Genomic DNA, 15,966 nt, shown 5'->3' on the forward strand with positions numbered 1-15,966 from the left:
AACAAAACTGTGAACTGGCAGAGCTGATTCAGCTATAAGCTGTGAAGGATCTAGTTTGATGAGACACTCTAAGCTAAATCTTGGGTTAGAGCCTGATAATTATCTTTATTTAAGATGCACAACAACTTAAGACCAAGCAAAATTAGGAGTCAAAAGTAAGCAATGGCACAAGCAACTGAGTCACAGCAAAAAGGTATTCAACTGACAGACAAAGCTCTAAAGCACGTTTTAGCCCTGCAACAAAGTCAAGGAAAAGACCTTTACCTGCGAGTTGGTGTTCGCCAGGGAGGCTGTTCAGGACTGTCTTACATGATGGATTTTGAAGAACCTAGTAACATTCGGGAGAATGATGAAATCTTTGACTACGATGGCTTCAAAATAATCTGTGATCCAAAAAGTCTGCTTTATCTCTACGGTCTGGTACTGGATTACAGCGATGCTATGATTGGTGGTGGATTCCAATTCACCAACCCCAATGCCAATCAAAGCTGTGGCTGTGGTAAGTCGTTTAGCGTTTAGGGCATGGTTAGTTGAAAGTCTGTCAGTTCAAGACCACCACCAAGGAATAGAGGACTTAGGTAGTGGCGCTATATAGTTTGCGCTTATAGGTAGCGCTATATCTAGTTAGGCCGCAAAGCTTGTACCCCTACAATAGATTAGGCTTGAGCCAGAGATTTTGGGTAAGTCCTAGAGTAATAAGTAATGACTAATGACTAAAACATCACTATTTGGTCTGAAGGCAGATCATTTTCGTCATCCCCTAGATTTGGAAGCAACCACAGCCCTGAAACAGTTGCCAGGGATAGACTTGGTGGTGCGAAATTTACTAGGTCCTGTGGCGGAACAGTTTTTTTACCTGAACAATATCGCTGCTAGTATCTTGGTGGGGCAAAATCAACTGCCCCATCTTCATAAACTACTCGAAGATGCCTGCACAACTTTAGATTTAGAGCCGCCTCAGCTTTATGTGCAGCAAAATCCCGCTCCCAATGCCTATACCTTCGCTATGCGGGGTAAACAGCCTTTCATTGTTTTGCACACCTCTTTAATTGATCTCCTGACACCAGAGGAAATTCAGGCGGTTATTGCCCATGAACTGGGTCATCTCAAATGTGAACATGGGGTGTACCTGACACCGCTCAATATCATGGTATTAGCGGCTAGTTTAATTCCCAATTGGGGGATGCTCATTGCTCAAAGCATACAGGAGAAGATGTTAGAGTGGCTAAGATGTGCGGAATTTAGTTGCGATCGCGCTGCTTTACTGGCTACTCAAAATCCGAGAGTGGTCATGTCTGTATTGATGAAACTAGCTGGTGGTTCGCCAACTCTGGCACCACAACTGAACCTAGATGCGTTTATTGCTCAAGCTAGGGCTTACGATAGTGTTGGTGATACTGAGCTGGGTCAAGTACTCCAACAATTGCAGATCTCTCAACTGAGCCATCCCTTACCTGTACTACGGGCGCGAGAAATTGACCGTTGGGCAAGTTCTCAATCTTATCAGTCCTTGTTAAATCAGCGGTTAATTAGTTATAATAATGGAGATGCCCAAACGGGCGGGTGGCGAAATTGGTAGACGCACCACACTCAAAATGTGGCGGCCTTATGGTCATGAGAGTTCGAGTCTCTCCCCGCCCACTGTAACTAAGGGGCAAGATTGATGGCACAACGACTAAAACGGTGGGAATCGCCCCGCCGACAAGGACGTAACTGGAAAGGAAAAGGAGGCTCTGCGCGGCGCAAACAACTGAAAAAACAGACTCAGATGCTGCGCCGGAAGCTTAAGCAAAGTCGGAAAGCACTCCAAAACCGAAGCCAAGACAACCAAAATCAATACAAAAATCAACAATGGGGAAGAGATATTAATGCTCTTCCCTATTTTTTTTGTAGAATCCTGTCTAACCGCCTCAAAATATTCCTTGCAATAACCCAAATTCAGAAATACTTACCATAAACTTCATAAATCTTTATAATATTCGTGAGTAAGATACGTAACATATCAGAAAATGAGCTACCAGCGCCTTCAACGCAGTAAATTGGATGAGAGCGATGATGCTCTGTTCTATTCATTTCCACGGTTTGTGACTCATGTCGATGAGGGCTTTATCGATCAGCTGGTAAACCTCTACCGGGAACGACTACAACCCAACACGCGAATCCTCGATCTCATGAGCAGTTGGGTTTCTCACTTACCAGAAGACATGGAGTTTGCTCATGTTGAGGGGCATGGGATGAATCTGGAAGAATTGGTCAAAAATCCTAGACTTAATCACTACTTTATCCAAGACTTGAATCAAAACCAGCAATTGCCATTGCCTGACCAAGACTTTGATGCTGTGCTGATTGCTGTTTCAGTTCAGTATCTTCAGTACCCTGAAAAAGTTTTTGCTGAGATTCATCGTGTCTTAAAACCAGGGGGAATGGCAATTATTAGCTTTTCTAACCGAATGTTTTTTCAAAAGGCGATTCAGTCCTGGCGAGATGGGACCGAGACAAGTCGAGTGGAGTTAGTGAAAACCTATTACCAGTCTATTCCTGGATTTAGTTCGCCTGAGGTTGTTGCTCGACCATCCCCGCTTCCTACTTTTCTGCTACAGCTTGGGATCACTTTAGGCGATCCATTCTATGCAGTACTGGCTAATCGAACTACTTGAGCCTGATGAAAAGGGTTTTGTTGAGGGTAATTTTTAAGAGTCAACAGCCAAGAGTCAAGAGTCAACAAAACAGAAATTAACTAACTTAATAACTAATGACTAATTACTCATCAATTTGCCAGACATCTTGACTTAATGCTTCATCCAGAATTTTTTTCGGTCGTAATACTAGGATGAGGCGTCCCAAAAAACTAATATCAGGAGAATCTGGAAACCACTTAATCTCTAACTGTCCTGATTCTTCAACCAAAAAGTAGCTGTCCCCATCCCACTGCTGCTGTGAGCGGTCAATAATAAGCAAAATCTCTTCAGGTTTGTTATTCTGTTGAATAGGCAGCTGATTACTGTTACACAAAATCACCACTGGATCTTGTGCCTTCAAAACTACCTGCCAGCCCGGTACTGCGGCGAACATCTGCTCTCGAAGCCCCTTAACTATACTAAAAGTGCCCTTATAGTCAGTTCTAGGAACCTGGTTGAGATCAGCTATTGTCAGGGGTAAGGCACCCACTACCGGAAGCAAACGGGGCAAATCTTCTTCAGCTTCGAGGCGGTATATGGGTAATCTGGGGGCTGGACGCTGAGTGCTACCAAACGCTCCTGTGAGTAATTCTTCGATTTGTTGCCGGGCTTGTTGAGTATGAGCAAACATCAAGCCTCGGGCAATCAAACGAGAACGTTCTTGCAAATCATTGTGTTGTTTGGCAAGTTTCCAATACTGATAGGCAACAGCATCACCAGGATGATTGGTGAATCCCTCCGGTGGACGGCTTCTGCGGGAAAAGGTCTTGAGTGCTTTGGCAACTTCATGGGCTCCTTCGGAGTTCAAGTTCCTAGCAACGAGAAATTCAGCAGCAGCAGCTCGTTCCTCTTGGGTGAGAATCCGCAACTCGTACAGGGAATCGCTACCAGTACTCTCAAAACGCGATCGCACTTCATCGGACACCCCGACTGTAATCAAACTTGTGTAAACCTGAGATGCCACCATCACTTGATTCTGTTGAATTGGCTCAAACCCAGTTTCTTCAAAAATTACCTGAGAACTGTAGCCAGCTTTTTGTAGCTGCTGACAGGCTTGACCCCACTCCACCCAGTTGCGTTCTTTGCGCCGCAGTAAGGTTAATAAATCTTCAGCATTTATCTGTTCTGAATTGGTTTGAGGGTGACTTTCAGGAGAGCCTGGTGGTACTTCAGTCATGGTTTAAAGAAAAAGAAAACGAACAGTGCCATCAACGGCAATGTGTATTATATCCCGTTCGGGTTTAGTGTAGCAGGATGTCACTTTTGGAAAAAGCCTACAATAGAGATTGGGCATTAAATAAATTCTTGAAGTATAAAAGATGAAGATAGCAAGTGTAAAGGCAGCAATAATGATAAAGGTGAGGGATGGTGCATCTTTAAATTAATCCTCAAACCTAATAATTGTTAAGGAACCGCAGCCATATATAGCGTTTCTACTAGTAATGAGGTACACAGGATTTTTTCCCTATTCCCTTAACGGAAGTTCTCTATTCCCTATTACCTACTCCCTACTATATACTCCCTAAACCCCCCAGAGCGTGGTACCTCACCTATTTAATAAATGCTATAACTAGTGTAAACTTATGACTTTTTATATCATACTTTAAACTTACCTATTACCTGCTTTTTAAGTTCTACACAACTCGATTTTTGTTTTGGATCTGTTTAACCTATTATTGTTGTTTGTTCCTCCCATAGCTGGGGGAATTATTGGCTATTTCACCAATGATTTAGCCATCAAAATGTTGTTCCGTCCCTACAGACCAATTTACATCGGTAAGCGTCAGCTACCTTTTACACCAGGTTTAATTCCTCGCAACCAGGAACGGCTGGCTAGGCGAGTTGCTGACACTATTATGGGTTCTCTGCTGACGCCAACAGAGTTACAGCGTTTGGCAAAGCGTCTGCTCCATACTGAACGTGTGGAAGGAGCGATCTTGTGGCTATTAAACCTAGCGCTAGATCAAGTCCGGTCGGATAAGCAACAGAAAACAGCTCATATTCTTGCTGGGATTCTCCGAGACTTGATCGGGGAATCGTTGCCACGTATGCTAAAAGTCTTAGCCCGTCGTAAGGATTTCCTAGAAGCCCAACTTAACCATGTTTTTGACCAGATTTTATTGGAGTTTCGACTGGATCAAGAACAAGCTCGGAAGCTTTCTGAGTGGATATTAAAAGTAGTACTCCCCCCAGATATTTTGCGACAGGCAGTTATTGATTTCCTAACTGACCGCAACATTCAAATCATTGATGAAGACTTTCGGGAAAAGTCCAGTGGGACATACTGGGTAGTGGCAAATTTATTTGGTATACGCAATGCTTTGATCCGCCTGCGAAGCTTTTGCCTTGACGAAAAAGAAGCGACTAATGCTCGCATCGAAGAGTTAATTGTGGCTCTAGGAACTCGCGATCGCTTGCGGGAATGGTTGCAAAATGTTTCATTGCAAAATCTGCCTTTGTCAACAGTGAGACAACTACGGAAAACTATGCGGGATTCGGTGCGTGCTTATATTCAAGAGGGGGGTGCTGAATTTATACAAGGATTAAATCAATCTATTGACTGGGAAAAAGTGTCTGCCTTAATTGTTAATCGGCTCCGAGATTCAGCAATTATGACTACATCGTTGACAATGATTAGCAAGGAACTCGCTTTGGTTATAGAGCGCTACCTGGAGGAGGATTTGGAAAAAATCATGACTGAAGTGATTCCGATTTTATCTATTGATGAGGTGATTGTTGAACGGGTAAACGCTACTTCTCCAAAAGATATGGAAATCACGATTCAGACTTTAGTGAAAAGTGAATTACAAGCTATTGTGAATTTAGGGGGTATTTTAGGAGTGATGGTGGGACTATTTCAAACAGTGTTGCTGCTGTTGACAGGAGGAATTTAATCAGGAATTTAATCAGGATGCTCTCTAGGATTTATCCTGAGGCTGATTCTACGGAACGGGACTTTTATCCCAGTTTATGCTAAGACCGACGGCTAATGATGGATAAAAGTTTACGAGAACGGGGACCTCGGTATCTTTCGTATAGTAAAAAGTTTGGTATCATCGTTCTGAGCCAATAGAGTAAATTTAATAACCAACGATGATTAACTTTAATTTTGCCATTGAGCAGATCTACTGGTAATTCCACTAATTTAGCTAATCTGGTAAAACTTTCCTGGTCTTTTTCCTCAAAACTTTTTTCTATCAAATACTTAATACTTTTCTGGCATAAGCTAACTAATTTTTGGTGATTTGTCAAGACAATTTCAAAATACTTAATGTAAGACTCCCGCATCAGTGAGCTATTATCGGTGAGATTGAAGCGGTGTTTTCTATAATAGGCTCCGATGATTGGAGTATGGACGAATCTGACGTTCCGTTGCAGAAGTTCTAATACCCATTCTCGATCCTCACAGGCTTTCAGGCGAGTATCAAAATTTCTCTGGTCTAAGAGTTTTTTCTTGAACAGCATCGATTGCTGTAACAAGGGAAAAGGAGAATCTGCCAGAAAATCTGGACAAATTAGCAGTCGTTCGATGAGCTGTTCTTTGGTGAGAGCACCAACAACATGAGGCTTGGTTTCAATAATGTTTTCGTTTTGATCAACATAGACCCGTTCATAGTCGGAGTAAAATACTACATTATCACCAGTTCCCTCTAAACAGCTCAATTGAAATCTGATTTTATCTTCATGAATCCAATCATCAGCATCTAAGAATTGAATCCATTCTCCAGTGGCTTTATCAGCGCCAAAATTACGAGCAGACGATACCCCTCCATTGTCTTTATAAAAGTACTGTATCTCTGGGTGGTAGTGGACTAACTGATCAGCAACTTGGCGGGTATTATCGGTAGAGCCATCATCGACAATAATGCATTCAATCTGGGAAAATGTTTGCGCTAGTACACTCTTTACTGATTGTTCGAGGTACTGGGCTTTATTAAAGGTGGTGATAACTACTGAGACAGATGTATTCATGAAATAAATTATTTATACCATAGGTTAAAAGTCAGTAATGACCAAATTTTGTTGGCATTATCTGGTTGGTAGTCTTGGATTAATTTATAAAAGTTTGGTCGAAAAATACTGGTTTAAGGTAATGATTTTATCGACTGACATAAATCATCCCAGAGGTAATCTCTGAGCTAAGAGCCAAAAGGCGATAGCCAGCCGTACTTTGTACGCTTTTGTACCACTTCTGGAAGAAGATCTCAGAAAGTAGACCTAAGCAACCGCTTGTTTTGCGGCCAAGCTACTATCCTGACAAAAGGGTATAGCCATAGCATACTCGATGAATTGGTAATTTTAAAAGGGGGTAGGGGGTTTTAAGGCTGGTTTAATACTGGTCTTATGGGTATTATGCACTCTGATGGGATTTTGTTCAGCTATGGTCAAATTCAAATCTATGTAGAGCAGCGCATCTTGGTTGCTGATGGGTGATATGATGTTTGTCAAAACATCATCGATAAAGAATCCCAGGAAGTATGAACAGATAATTAGCTGTATTTGGGGTTATTGAGATTAAGATTTGGGGCACTAATCCCCCCAATATAATGGCGTTATAATAATTGATTACTTTTTTTGTCGAAATAAACAATGAGTATAACCCTCTTTAAAAGGCTGATTTATTAACATCAATTAGCTCAAGTACCTATTTTTAGCTAGAAACTGACTGGTAATTGAAATTGGCGATCGCGTTTTTAGAGCTAGTTGCACAGAGGTATTGAGTATTTTCCGCAGAGCTCTATTGAAATTTCAGTCCGAGCCACTTCTGCAAAAGCCGGTCTACCCTCTGACTATCTCGCCATCTGACCATCTGACCATCAGCCCCATGCACAATTTCAATGGGTGACAGCTTACTCCCTCATTTGAGTCACTTATCGTTAGTTGAGCTGATTAAGGGACAAGTCTCTTAATGTCCGATAGTCAAGGAAAAAGTTAATGTTGCCGTGGGACCCTGCGCTTTTTAAAAGCTAAGCGTGAACGGGCACCAAGACGAGGGAGTTGAGGGTTAATTAAACAACTGGTAATGTTAACTTTCTTTGTGGTATAACTGGCTTTAGGATCCAAATCAATGGTATATTTACTGAATTTGGAATCATAATTAGGTAGTCATCACTAACCCCTCGATGAGCCGCTTATCTGCACAGACAAAACCTGCAAAAGCCCTAGTAGGCGGACGCTACAAAATTATCAACCAACTGGGATCTGGTGGGTTTGGTCGAACGTTCCTGGCACAAGATATACATTTGCCAAATCAACCCCGATGTGTGGTTAAACATCTTTTGCCCCAAACCGAACAGACGGCAACGCTGCAAATGGCAAGACGCCTTTTCGATAGAGAAGCTCGATTTCTCTACCAGCTAGGTAATCATGACCAGATCCCTCGCCTACTAGCACATTTTGAGGAAGATCAGCAGTTTTATCTGGTTCAGGAATTGATTGAAGGACAACCTTTGAATCGAGAACTTGTCCAGGGTGATCCGTGTTCACAAGAGCGAGTTATTGCTTTATTAACAGACATTCTACAGGTATTGGCCTTTGTTCATCAACAACAGATTATCCACCGGGATATTAAGCCCTCTAACCTGATCCGCCGCCAAGGGGACGAGAAAATCGTGCTGATTGACTTTGGTGCTGTTAAGCAAGTCAGTAGCCAAAAGATTAATCCTGAAACCGGGGAAACTCATTTAACGGTTTCTATAGGCACCCAGGGCTATATGCCCCATGAGCAATTGGCAGGAAAGCCCCGCTTTAGCAGTGATATCTATGCTGTCGGGATGGTTGGTATCCAGGCATTAACTGGGGTTCATCCCAAAAACTTGAAGGAAAATCCCATAACTAGTGAAATTGATTGGCAACACTACGCAAAGCAGGTTAGCCCAGAGTTGGCCCATATTCTTGACATTATGGTGCGCTATGATTTCCGTGACCGTTATCGGACAGCAACTGACGCTCTAGAGGTATTGGCTAGTTTACCAACACAGCAACTGTTGTCTGAAGCTGAGGAAGAAATCCCTACTCAGGAAATTACCAGGGAAAGCCAGTCTGGGATGGAACTCCCAATTCCCGACATTAGGAACCTACCAAAAACTACAGTCCACTCGTCAATGATGACCAGGAGTCAAAGTAGAACTACGCCTCAACTTGACCTCACCGAACATTCGAGAGGTTCAGCAACTAACTTGACAACAGTATCTATTCCGCAACGATTGGTGAAGTTGGGGTTAATTACTGTATCGATAACTATCTTGGGGGTCAGCTTGCTGCTGTGGAAAACTTTTCTATCTGCTCAACCGACTGGTGAAAATACTGACTATAAGACTGACTATAAGACTGACTATAAGACTGACTATAAGACTGACTATAAGACTGAGGCTACGGTTACAGAAGAGCAATTTTTAGAGGAAGCTGAGCAGTTGCGGAAATCTCGACAGTACCAGGAAGCTCTCAAACTATACGACCAAGCGATCGCTAAAAAAGCCGATTTTGCGGAAGCCTATTGGGGCAGATGCTACAGTCTGAATAAACTCCAAAAGCCGGAGATGGCAATTGTTGCTTGTAATGATGCCTTACATTTCAAACCTAACTATCCAGAAGCTGTGTGGAGCCTTGGTCAAGCCTTTGACCAACAGCAAAGGTCTGTAGAAGCCCTTAGACTCTATAACCAAGCCCTTACTCTCAAGCCAGATTTAACGGAAGCTTGGCTTTCACAGGGAATAACCCTCCAAAAGTTGGGTCGTTCTGTTGAGGCGATTACGGCTTTGGAGAAAGCGATCGCACTTCAACGAAATTTGGCAGAGGCTTGGATGACTAAGGGGGAAGCTCAGATGACACTAGGACGCTTTAATCAGGCAATCACTTCTTTAAATAAGGCACTCCAGATTGAACCTAACCACCGGAATGCCCTGAAGCTACGTCAGCAGGCACGGAAGAAACTGCAACGCTAAATTCAGTAGTTCCAAAACTCGACTCTCGGATCATCTGCATCTGTAGTCCTACTTTGAGGAATTGGTATTACTTTACCGATTTGCCTACACTATCGATATTTTCTCTTATTTCCCAACAGGTCTAAGCTCGGTCTAATTAAGAATTAACCATTAACAATAACAATTACTAAAAATTACACAATAATTAATAATTAATAATTAATCTTAACAATTAATCGGTAACGATGAAAATGACCAATCACCGCTGTAATTGTTAAGTAATGTGACGAACTTTTGTTAAGGTGTATTGCAACTTGACCCCAAATATTAGGGAAGCTTCAGATCACAGGAAAGTCCATGATAGTATGCATTCCGTAGCTTAAAAAACCATGGGAGAAAACATGCCAGCACTAAGGGTTGCAGTAGTTGGTTCGGGACCAGCAGGTTCTTCTGCTGCCGAGACGTTAGCTAAAGCAGGAATCGAAACCTATTTGTTTGAGCGTAAGCTGGACAATGCTAAGCCCTGTGGTGGTGCGATTCCACTATGTATGGTGAGTGAGTTTGACCTGCCACCAGAAATTATTGACCGGCAAGTGAGAAACATGAAGATGATCTCACCGTCTGATCTTGAAGTTGATATCCATATAGAAAAGGAAAACGAATATATTGGGATGTGCCGTCGCGAGGTGCTTGATGGGTTCATGCGCAATCGTGCGGCTGAGTTGGGGGCTAACTTAATTAATGGCACCGTTTATAAACTCGATATTCCCACCAGTAACTCTCAACCCTATACCATCTATTATTCTGACCATTCTGATGGCAGTGTCAAGGGAACCCACAAAACCTTGAAAGTAGATGTGGTGATTGGAGCTGATGGGGCAAATTCCCGGGTTGCCAAAGCAATTGATGCTGGGGATTACAATTATGCGATCGCTTTCCAAGAGCGCATCAGTTTGCCAGAGAACATGATGAATTACTACCAAGACCTGGCAGAAATGTATGTGGGTAATGATGTCTCTCCTGATTTCTACGCCTGGGTCTTCCCTAAATACGACCACGTTGCTGTTGGCACCGGCACTATGAGGGTCAACCAATCCCTGATCAAAAAGCTACAAGCAGGGATTCGCGCCCGTGCGGCTAAAAAACTTGTGGGTGGAAAAATTATCAAAGTGGAAGCCCATCCGATTCCTGAGCATCCCAGACCTAGACGTGTAGTTGGTCGGGTAGCTTTGGTAGGTGATGCTGCTGGAACAGTAACTAAATCCTCTGGGGAAGGGATTTACTTTGCGGCTAAATCAGCTCGCATGTGTGCTGAAACCATTGTGGAAACCTCTAATGGCGGTAGCCGTATCCCCACAGAGAGTGACCTCAAGCTTTACCTGAAGCGCTGGGATAAGAAATACGGCATGACCTACAAAGTCCTAGATATTCTACAACGAGTTTTCTATAACTCCGATGCTAGCCGAGAAGCCTTTGTAGAGATGTGTGCTGACAAGGATGTGCAGCGGCTGACTTTCGATAGCTATCTCTATAAAACCGTTGTACCTGCTAATCCTCTTATCCAAATGAAGATTACAGCGAAGACAATTGGTAGCTTGTTGCGGGGCAATGCCTTGGCTCCCTAGAACTTGATCAATTTTTGATCAGAATTAGCCAACTGACTAACGGTGAGAAAGCTTACCCCCGGCTTAAGGGCGGGGGCTTTCCACTCTAGCTTAAGAAGGTAGATTTGTAGTACCTCTGACATTACCAATTTCATCCTAGGCAGTCGCCGAAGTCACTTCTAGGGTCTTTTCTGTATTGGGTAACTCTAAGCAATAACCTGCTCCATAAACGGTTTTGATGTACTTAGGATGGCGGGGATCAGGTTCTAGCTTGGTTCTCAGGTGACGAATATGCACTCGAATGGTTTCGATATCATCGTCAGGGTCATACCCCCAAACTTCTTTAAGGATTTCGCTCGGAGAAACAGTTTGACCATGGCGCTGCAGTAAACAGTGCAGTAGTTCAAACTCCAGATGGGTCAGTTTCACGGTTTTATCAAACCAAATCGCCTCAAACCTTTCTGGAACTAGGGTCAAAGGACCATAGTTCAGTATTTCCGTATGCTTAGCAGCTTGGGGAATTCGGTCTGTGCGCCGTAGTAATGCTCGCACTCGCGCCAGCATTTCTTCGAGTTCAAAGGGTTTGGTGAGATAATCATCGGCACCAGCATTAAAGCCTTCTACCTTGTCTTGGGTTTGACCTAGGGCAGTCAACATCAATACTGGAATATCGGAAGTGCGTTCATCCCGACGTAACCGTTGGCAGACGGTGAAACCATCTACCTTGGGTAGCATCAAGTCTAACATAATCAGGTCTGGCTGCAGTTGCAGAGCTAGAGCCTGACCCTTGATGCCATCCATTGCTTGACTAACATCGTAGCCAGCCATCTCCAAATTGATGGTGACTAATTCTGAAATTGCGGGGTCGTCATCGATGACCAGTATCCGGGGCATCACTAAGGAGTTGTTGCTAAGGTGTATCCGTTAACGTTCGATAAGAACAATTTGAGATTAGTAACAATACTTATACGATTATAAAGGCAGACTTTACGTTTTTTGTAAACAAAAGCTAAGAATTTTTAATATTTTATAATTTTACCAGAAACTCCCTAAGCCTCAGTGCTAGAGTCATAAGTCCTGAAGTAGACAGGATAAATCCATGGTGCTTGCACTTTGGAAACCGGAGTATACTCTGCTGCTCAGGAGGTTTTACAACTAAGCCGCCCTCAGAACTGAAGCCGCTCGGCAACTGGCAGGGTAGCACTCAAGGTACTACCCTAGGGAAACTTATGTCTGTTCAGGACTAATCAGTTTCACGTTTTTGGCTAAACCCAGCTGTTGTAGGAACTGAATCGTCATCCAAGTCAGGTCAATTTCCCACCATTTAATGCCATGCCTTGCAGAATACTGATAAGCATGGTGATTGTTGTGCCAGCCTTCGCCATAGGTTAGTAGGGCTACCCACCAGCAGTTTTTTGAGCAATCATTAGACTCATAGGTGCGATAACCAAATTTGTGAGTAGCACTGTTGACAAACCAGGTACAGTGAAACACCAGTACTAGCCGCACAAAAATCCCCCACACTACAAATGGCCAGCCACCCATGGCATACAGCAACAGTCCTAGAACCACTTGAACAAGCACAAAATACTTATCCAAAAACTGATAAACCCGATCTCCAGAAATATCTTTAGTGAATTTAGAAATTTGCTCATCAGCAGGAATTTTATGCAACATCCAAGCCATGTGACTCCACCAAAACCCTTGATGGGAGTCATGGGGATCCGGTTGGGTGTCAGAGTGCAAATGATGGATGCGATGTAGTCCTACCCAATCGATCACTCCTCCTTGACAGGAAATGGTACCACACAAAACTAGGAAGTATTCTAACCACTTGGGTGTCTGAAAACTGCGGTGAGTCACTAAGCGATGCCATCCCAGAGTTACTCCCAAGCCCCCTGTCACCCAGTGGAAAAAGATCATTAAGCCCACTGCTGTCCAGTTAAAGTTGCTCGGAAGTAAGGCAAACAGCGCTGCTAGGTGAATAAAGGCCATATAAGATATAACGACCCAATCTAAACGAAGATTATCTGAAGTAGCAATTGTCATGCAGTAAGTCTAATAGGATACAAATTGTAAAAACCCGCTCTCTTTGATCTAAAATTTCGAGGCGCGAATTTTGGGAATGAACAGCTCTCAACGGCTGCAAGCAGCAGAAAAAGCACTATTTCCGATCTTTTATGGTATTGACACCGCCGTCAAGCAAAATCTCAAAAAGGTCTTGGATTCGTTTCGAGCACATCGTGTAGGAGTGCATCACTTTGCTAGTGTTTCGGGCTATGGACATGATGATTTAGGACGCCAAACTCTCGACATGGTGTTTGCTGATGTCATGGGAGCTGAATCTGCAGCTGTACGGGTACAATTTGTTTCCGGAACCCATGCGATCGCATCTTGCCTGTTTGGGGTACTGCGTCCTGGTGATGAAATGCTAGCGATTGCCGGTGCCCCTTACGATACCTTGGAAGAGGTGATTGGTTTACGAGGTGATGGTCAAGGTTCCCTACTAGAATTTGGGATTCGTTACCGCCAGTTGTCCCTAACTAGTGAGGGAAGTTTGGATTGGTCAGCTTTGGCAACAGCGGTGGGAGAGAATACCCGCCTGGTTTTCATTCAGCGTTCCTGTGGGTATTCTTGGCGAAAGAGTCTTTCAATATCAGAAATAGAAAAAATTGTCAAGCTTGTCAAACAACAAAATCCTGATACTATCTGTTTTGTCGATAACTGTTACGGGGAATTTGTAGAAGAGCAAGAACCGACAGCAGTAGGTGCAGATTTGATGGCGGGTTCCTTGATTAAAAATCCTGGGGGAACGATTGCTACTGCTGGAGGCTATGTAGCTGGAAAAGCTGACTTAGTTGAAGCGGCTACCTGTCGTCTGACTGCTCCAGGGATTGGTAGTTCAGGTGGGGCAACTTTCGATCAAAATCGATTGCTGTTTCAAGGATTATTCCTAGCTCCCCAAATGGTTGGTGAAGCCCTCAAAGGGAGTCATTTAATCGCTCATACTATAGCACAACTTGGTTATCCTGTCAATCCCCCACCGATGGTACCCCGTCGGGATGTAATTCAAGCAGTTGAGTTGGGTTCAGCGGAAAAATTAATCGCTTTCTGTCGAGGGATACAACAGCATTCTCCGATAGGTTCCTACCTCGACCCTGTCCCAGCCGCAATGCCGGGTTATGAGAGTCAGTTAGTGATGGCTGGGGGGACTTTTATTGATGGCAGTACGTCAGAATTTTCTGCCGATGGTCCGCTTAAGGAGCCTTATATTGTGTTTTGTCAGGGAGGAACCCATTGGACTCATATTGCGATCGCATTAGAAGCTGCCATTGAAGCAATCGCAACAGCTGATAGCTGATAGCACCTCAAGTAGCACCATCTGTAGCGCATAAGCTGAATGATTAATTGTCGCTAGTTTTATCAATATTTCAATTATTATAGCGCTATCGTTCTAAATCCTTGATCACCTTCTCCCAATACCATTTTTCTGGCATCCCTGGGTATTTTCCCTTAGCCAAGTCAAGTAGGCGTGTGGCGATATCGGATTGTCCTCCTACCAGTCTTAGTAGTCTTTGTTGCAACTCCCTACTAGGTTTGATATTTGATGGTGCTTGTGATTCTCGATTGCTCGACCCCTCGGTCAGTTGTAATGGCTGTAGCTGTTTGAGTTTATCGAGCAGTTTCCGATAATTAGTCCAGTCTTGTTGATCGAAATACAGGTTTGCCGCTTGTTGATAATCTTCAAATGCTCCCCGTAGATCTTCAAACTTTTCACGAGCGGTTGCCCGATAACGATATGATTGAGCATCATTGGGTTTAAGAGTAATAACTCGGGAATAATCTTCGATGGCTTGGCGATAGTCTCCCATCTGGATATAGGCATTACCCCGATGGATTAAGACGTCCCGATTTTCCGGATTACTTTGTAGTAACTTGGTCAAGTCATCAATAGCTCCCCGGTAATCTCCCAATTCAATTCGTACTAATCCTCGATGGTAACGAACCTGAGCATCTTGGGGATTTAGTTCCATAGCTTGACCAAGGTCTTGAATGGCTCTCCTGTAATCACCGAGTTTGCAGTGAACAATACCTCGATAGCAATAAGCTTGGGCATTTTTGGGGTCAACCTCAAGGAGCCAGTTGAAATCCTCTAAGGCTTCTCGGTACTTGCCTGTGTTAACTTTATTTATTGCTTGATGGCAAAAATCGTTAGTCTGGGCTCGACCTAAAGCTAGTATTTGCTGTTGTTGAATTTGATTGATACTCTCAAGACAACGACGACAATTTAATTTATCTTGTTGGTCTAGGTAGAGCTGAGCTGCTTGTTTAAATGATGCGATCGCAGCCTGATTATCTCCTAACTTACGGTAGGCACTACCTTGAAGCTTACAAGCTGCAGGCTGATTAGGATTAATCTTAAGTATTTGATTGGCATCTTCTATTGCTCCAGTGGCATCTCCCAGTGCCAATCGAGCCAAACCCCGCCCGAAATAAACTTCAATACTTTCAGAATTGATTTGTAAAGCCTGAGTATAATCGGCAAGCGCGCCTTGTTGATCCCCTAAGTCAAAGCGAGCCATAGCTCGTTTATAGTAGGCTTCGGCGAAGTTCGGATTAATCTCTAAGGCTTTGTCAAATTCCTCGATTGCTTCGTTCAAGTCTCCTTGACGAATTTTATCTATTCCTCGGTAGTAAAACTCTTCCTCCATTCCAACTCTATTGTGAATCAACTACCATTCCTACTTTAGCTAGATTGTA

At 43.4% G+C, this 15,966-nt stretch carries 13 protein-coding genes and 1 tRNA gene; 9 read left to right on the top strand and 5 right to left on the bottom strand.

Going from position 1 to position 15,966, the window contains the following annotated elements; translation table 11 throughout:
* Positions 1 to 162 precede the first annotated feature (162 nt).
* The 5 genes from F6K63_RS20790 (at position 163) to F6K63_RS20810 (ending at position 2,657) form a co-directional block, all read left to right on the top strand.
* Positions 163 to 519: a HesB/IscA family protein gene (locus tag F6K63_RS20790; RefSeq protein WP_070394331.1), complete on the top strand. Its 357-nt coding sequence runs from the start codon at positions 163 to 165 to the stop codon at positions 517 to 519.
* A gap of 190 nt (positions 520 to 709) precedes the next feature.
* Entirely contained in the window at positions 710 to 1,579 is an 870-nt protein-coding gene (locus tag F6K63_RS20795; RefSeq protein ID WP_287313038.1) for a M48 family metallopeptidase, read from the top strand.
* Positions 1,558 to 1,641: transfer RNA gene (locus tag F6K63_RS20800), tRNA-Leu, on the top strand. The genes F6K63_RS20795 and F6K63_RS20800 overlap by 22 nt, the downstream gene beginning before the upstream one ends.
* Before the next feature lie 22 nt (positions 1,642 to 1,663).
* The gene (locus F6K63_RS20805; protein WP_287293623.1) at positions 1,664 to 1,957 is read left to right on the top strand and encodes a hypothetical protein; all 294 of its coding nucleotides are present in this window, start codon (positions 1,664 to 1,666) and stop codon (positions 1,955 to 1,957) included.
* 52 nt (positions 1,958 to 2,009) lie between these two features.
* The gene (locus F6K63_RS20810; RefSeq protein ID WP_287293620.1) at positions 2,010 to 2,657 is read left to right on the top strand and encodes a class I SAM-dependent methyltransferase; all 648 of its coding nucleotides are present in this window, start codon (positions 2,010 to 2,012) and stop codon (positions 2,655 to 2,657) included.
* Positions 2,658 to 2,760: 103 nt separating this feature from the next.
* Here the strand turns inward: F6K63_RS20810 and F6K63_RS20815 are convergent, their stop codons facing one another.
* Positions 2,761 to 3,855, bottom strand: coding sequence for a RuBisCO accumulation factor 1 (locus F6K63_RS20815; protein ID WP_008185747.1), 1,095 nt, complete (start codon positions 3,853 to 3,855; stop codon positions 2,761 to 2,763).
* Positions 3,856 to 4,333: 478 nt separating this feature from the next.
* Here F6K63_RS20815 and F6K63_RS20820 point away from each other — a divergent pair, with 478 nt between their 5' ends.
* Positions 4,334 to 5,572 carry a DUF445 domain-containing protein gene (locus tag F6K63_RS20820; protein ID WP_008185745.1) on the top strand — a complete coding sequence of 413 codons (1,239 nt, stop codon included), beginning with the start codon at positions 4,334 to 4,336 and terminating at the stop codon, positions 5,570 to 5,572.
* Positions 5,573 to 5,651: 79 nt separating this feature from the next.
* Here the strand turns inward: F6K63_RS20820 and F6K63_RS20825 are convergent, their stop codons facing one another.
* Positions 5,652 to 6,650, bottom strand: a complete 999-nt coding sequence (locus F6K63_RS20825; protein ID WP_008185744.1) for a glycosyltransferase family 2 protein — start codon at positions 6,648 to 6,650, stop codon at positions 5,652 to 5,654.
* Positions 6,651 to 7,801: 1,151 nt separating this feature from the next.
* On the opposite strand from F6K63_RS20825, the gene F6K63_RS20830 reads away from it, so the two are divergent.
* Positions 7,802 to 9,622: a serine/threonine-protein kinase gene (locus F6K63_RS20830; protein WP_008185740.1), complete on the top strand. Its 1,821-nt coding sequence runs from the start codon at positions 7,802 to 7,804 to the stop codon at positions 9,620 to 9,622.
* Between the two features lie 368 nt (positions 9,623 to 9,990).
* Positions 9,991 to 11,226: a geranylgeranyl reductase gene (gene chlP, locus F6K63_RS20835; protein ID WP_008185738.1), complete on the top strand. Its 1,236-nt coding sequence runs from the start codon at positions 9,991 to 9,993 to the stop codon at positions 11,224 to 11,226.
* Positions 11,227 to 11,361: 135 nt separating this feature from the next.
* On the opposite strand, the gene rpaA is transcribed toward chlP, so the two are convergent.
* Both rpaA and F6K63_RS20845 read right to left on the bottom strand, forming a co-directional pair.
* The gene (rpaA, locus tag F6K63_RS20840; protein WP_008185733.1) at positions 11,362 to 12,099 is read right to left on the bottom strand and encodes a two component system response regulator RpaA; all 738 of its coding nucleotides are present in this window, start codon (positions 12,097 to 12,099) and stop codon (positions 11,362 to 11,364) included.
* 333 nt (positions 12,100 to 12,432) lie between these two features.
* The gene (locus F6K63_RS20845; protein WP_287313039.1) at positions 12,433 to 13,254 is read right to left on the bottom strand and encodes an acyl-CoA desaturase; all 822 of its coding nucleotides are present in this window, start codon (positions 13,252 to 13,254) and stop codon (positions 12,433 to 12,435) included.
* A gap of 76 nt (positions 13,255 to 13,330) precedes the next feature.
* Here F6K63_RS20845 and F6K63_RS20850 point away from each other — a divergent pair, with 76 nt between their 5' ends.
* Positions 13,331 to 14,566 (top strand): methionine gamma-lyase family protein, encoded by a 1,236-nt coding sequence (locus tag F6K63_RS20850; RefSeq protein WP_287313040.1) that lies wholly within the window; start codon positions 13,331 to 13,333, stop codon positions 14,564 to 14,566.
* A gap of 85 nt (positions 14,567 to 14,651) precedes the next feature.
* Here F6K63_RS20850 and F6K63_RS20855 read toward each other — a convergent pair whose 3' ends face one another.
* On the bottom strand, positions 14,652 to 15,938 hold the full coding sequence (locus F6K63_RS20855; RefSeq protein WP_229419060.1) for a tetratricopeptide repeat protein: 1,287 nt from the start codon (positions 15,936 to 15,938) through the stop codon (positions 14,652 to 14,654).
* Between the last annotated feature and the right edge of the window lie 28 nt (positions 15,939 to 15,966).

The organism is Moorena sp. SIO1G6 (genome assembly GCF_010672795.1).
Taxonomy (GTDB): Bacteria; Cyanobacteriota; Cyanobacteriia; order Cyanobacteriales; family Coleofasciculaceae; genus Moorena; species Moorena producens.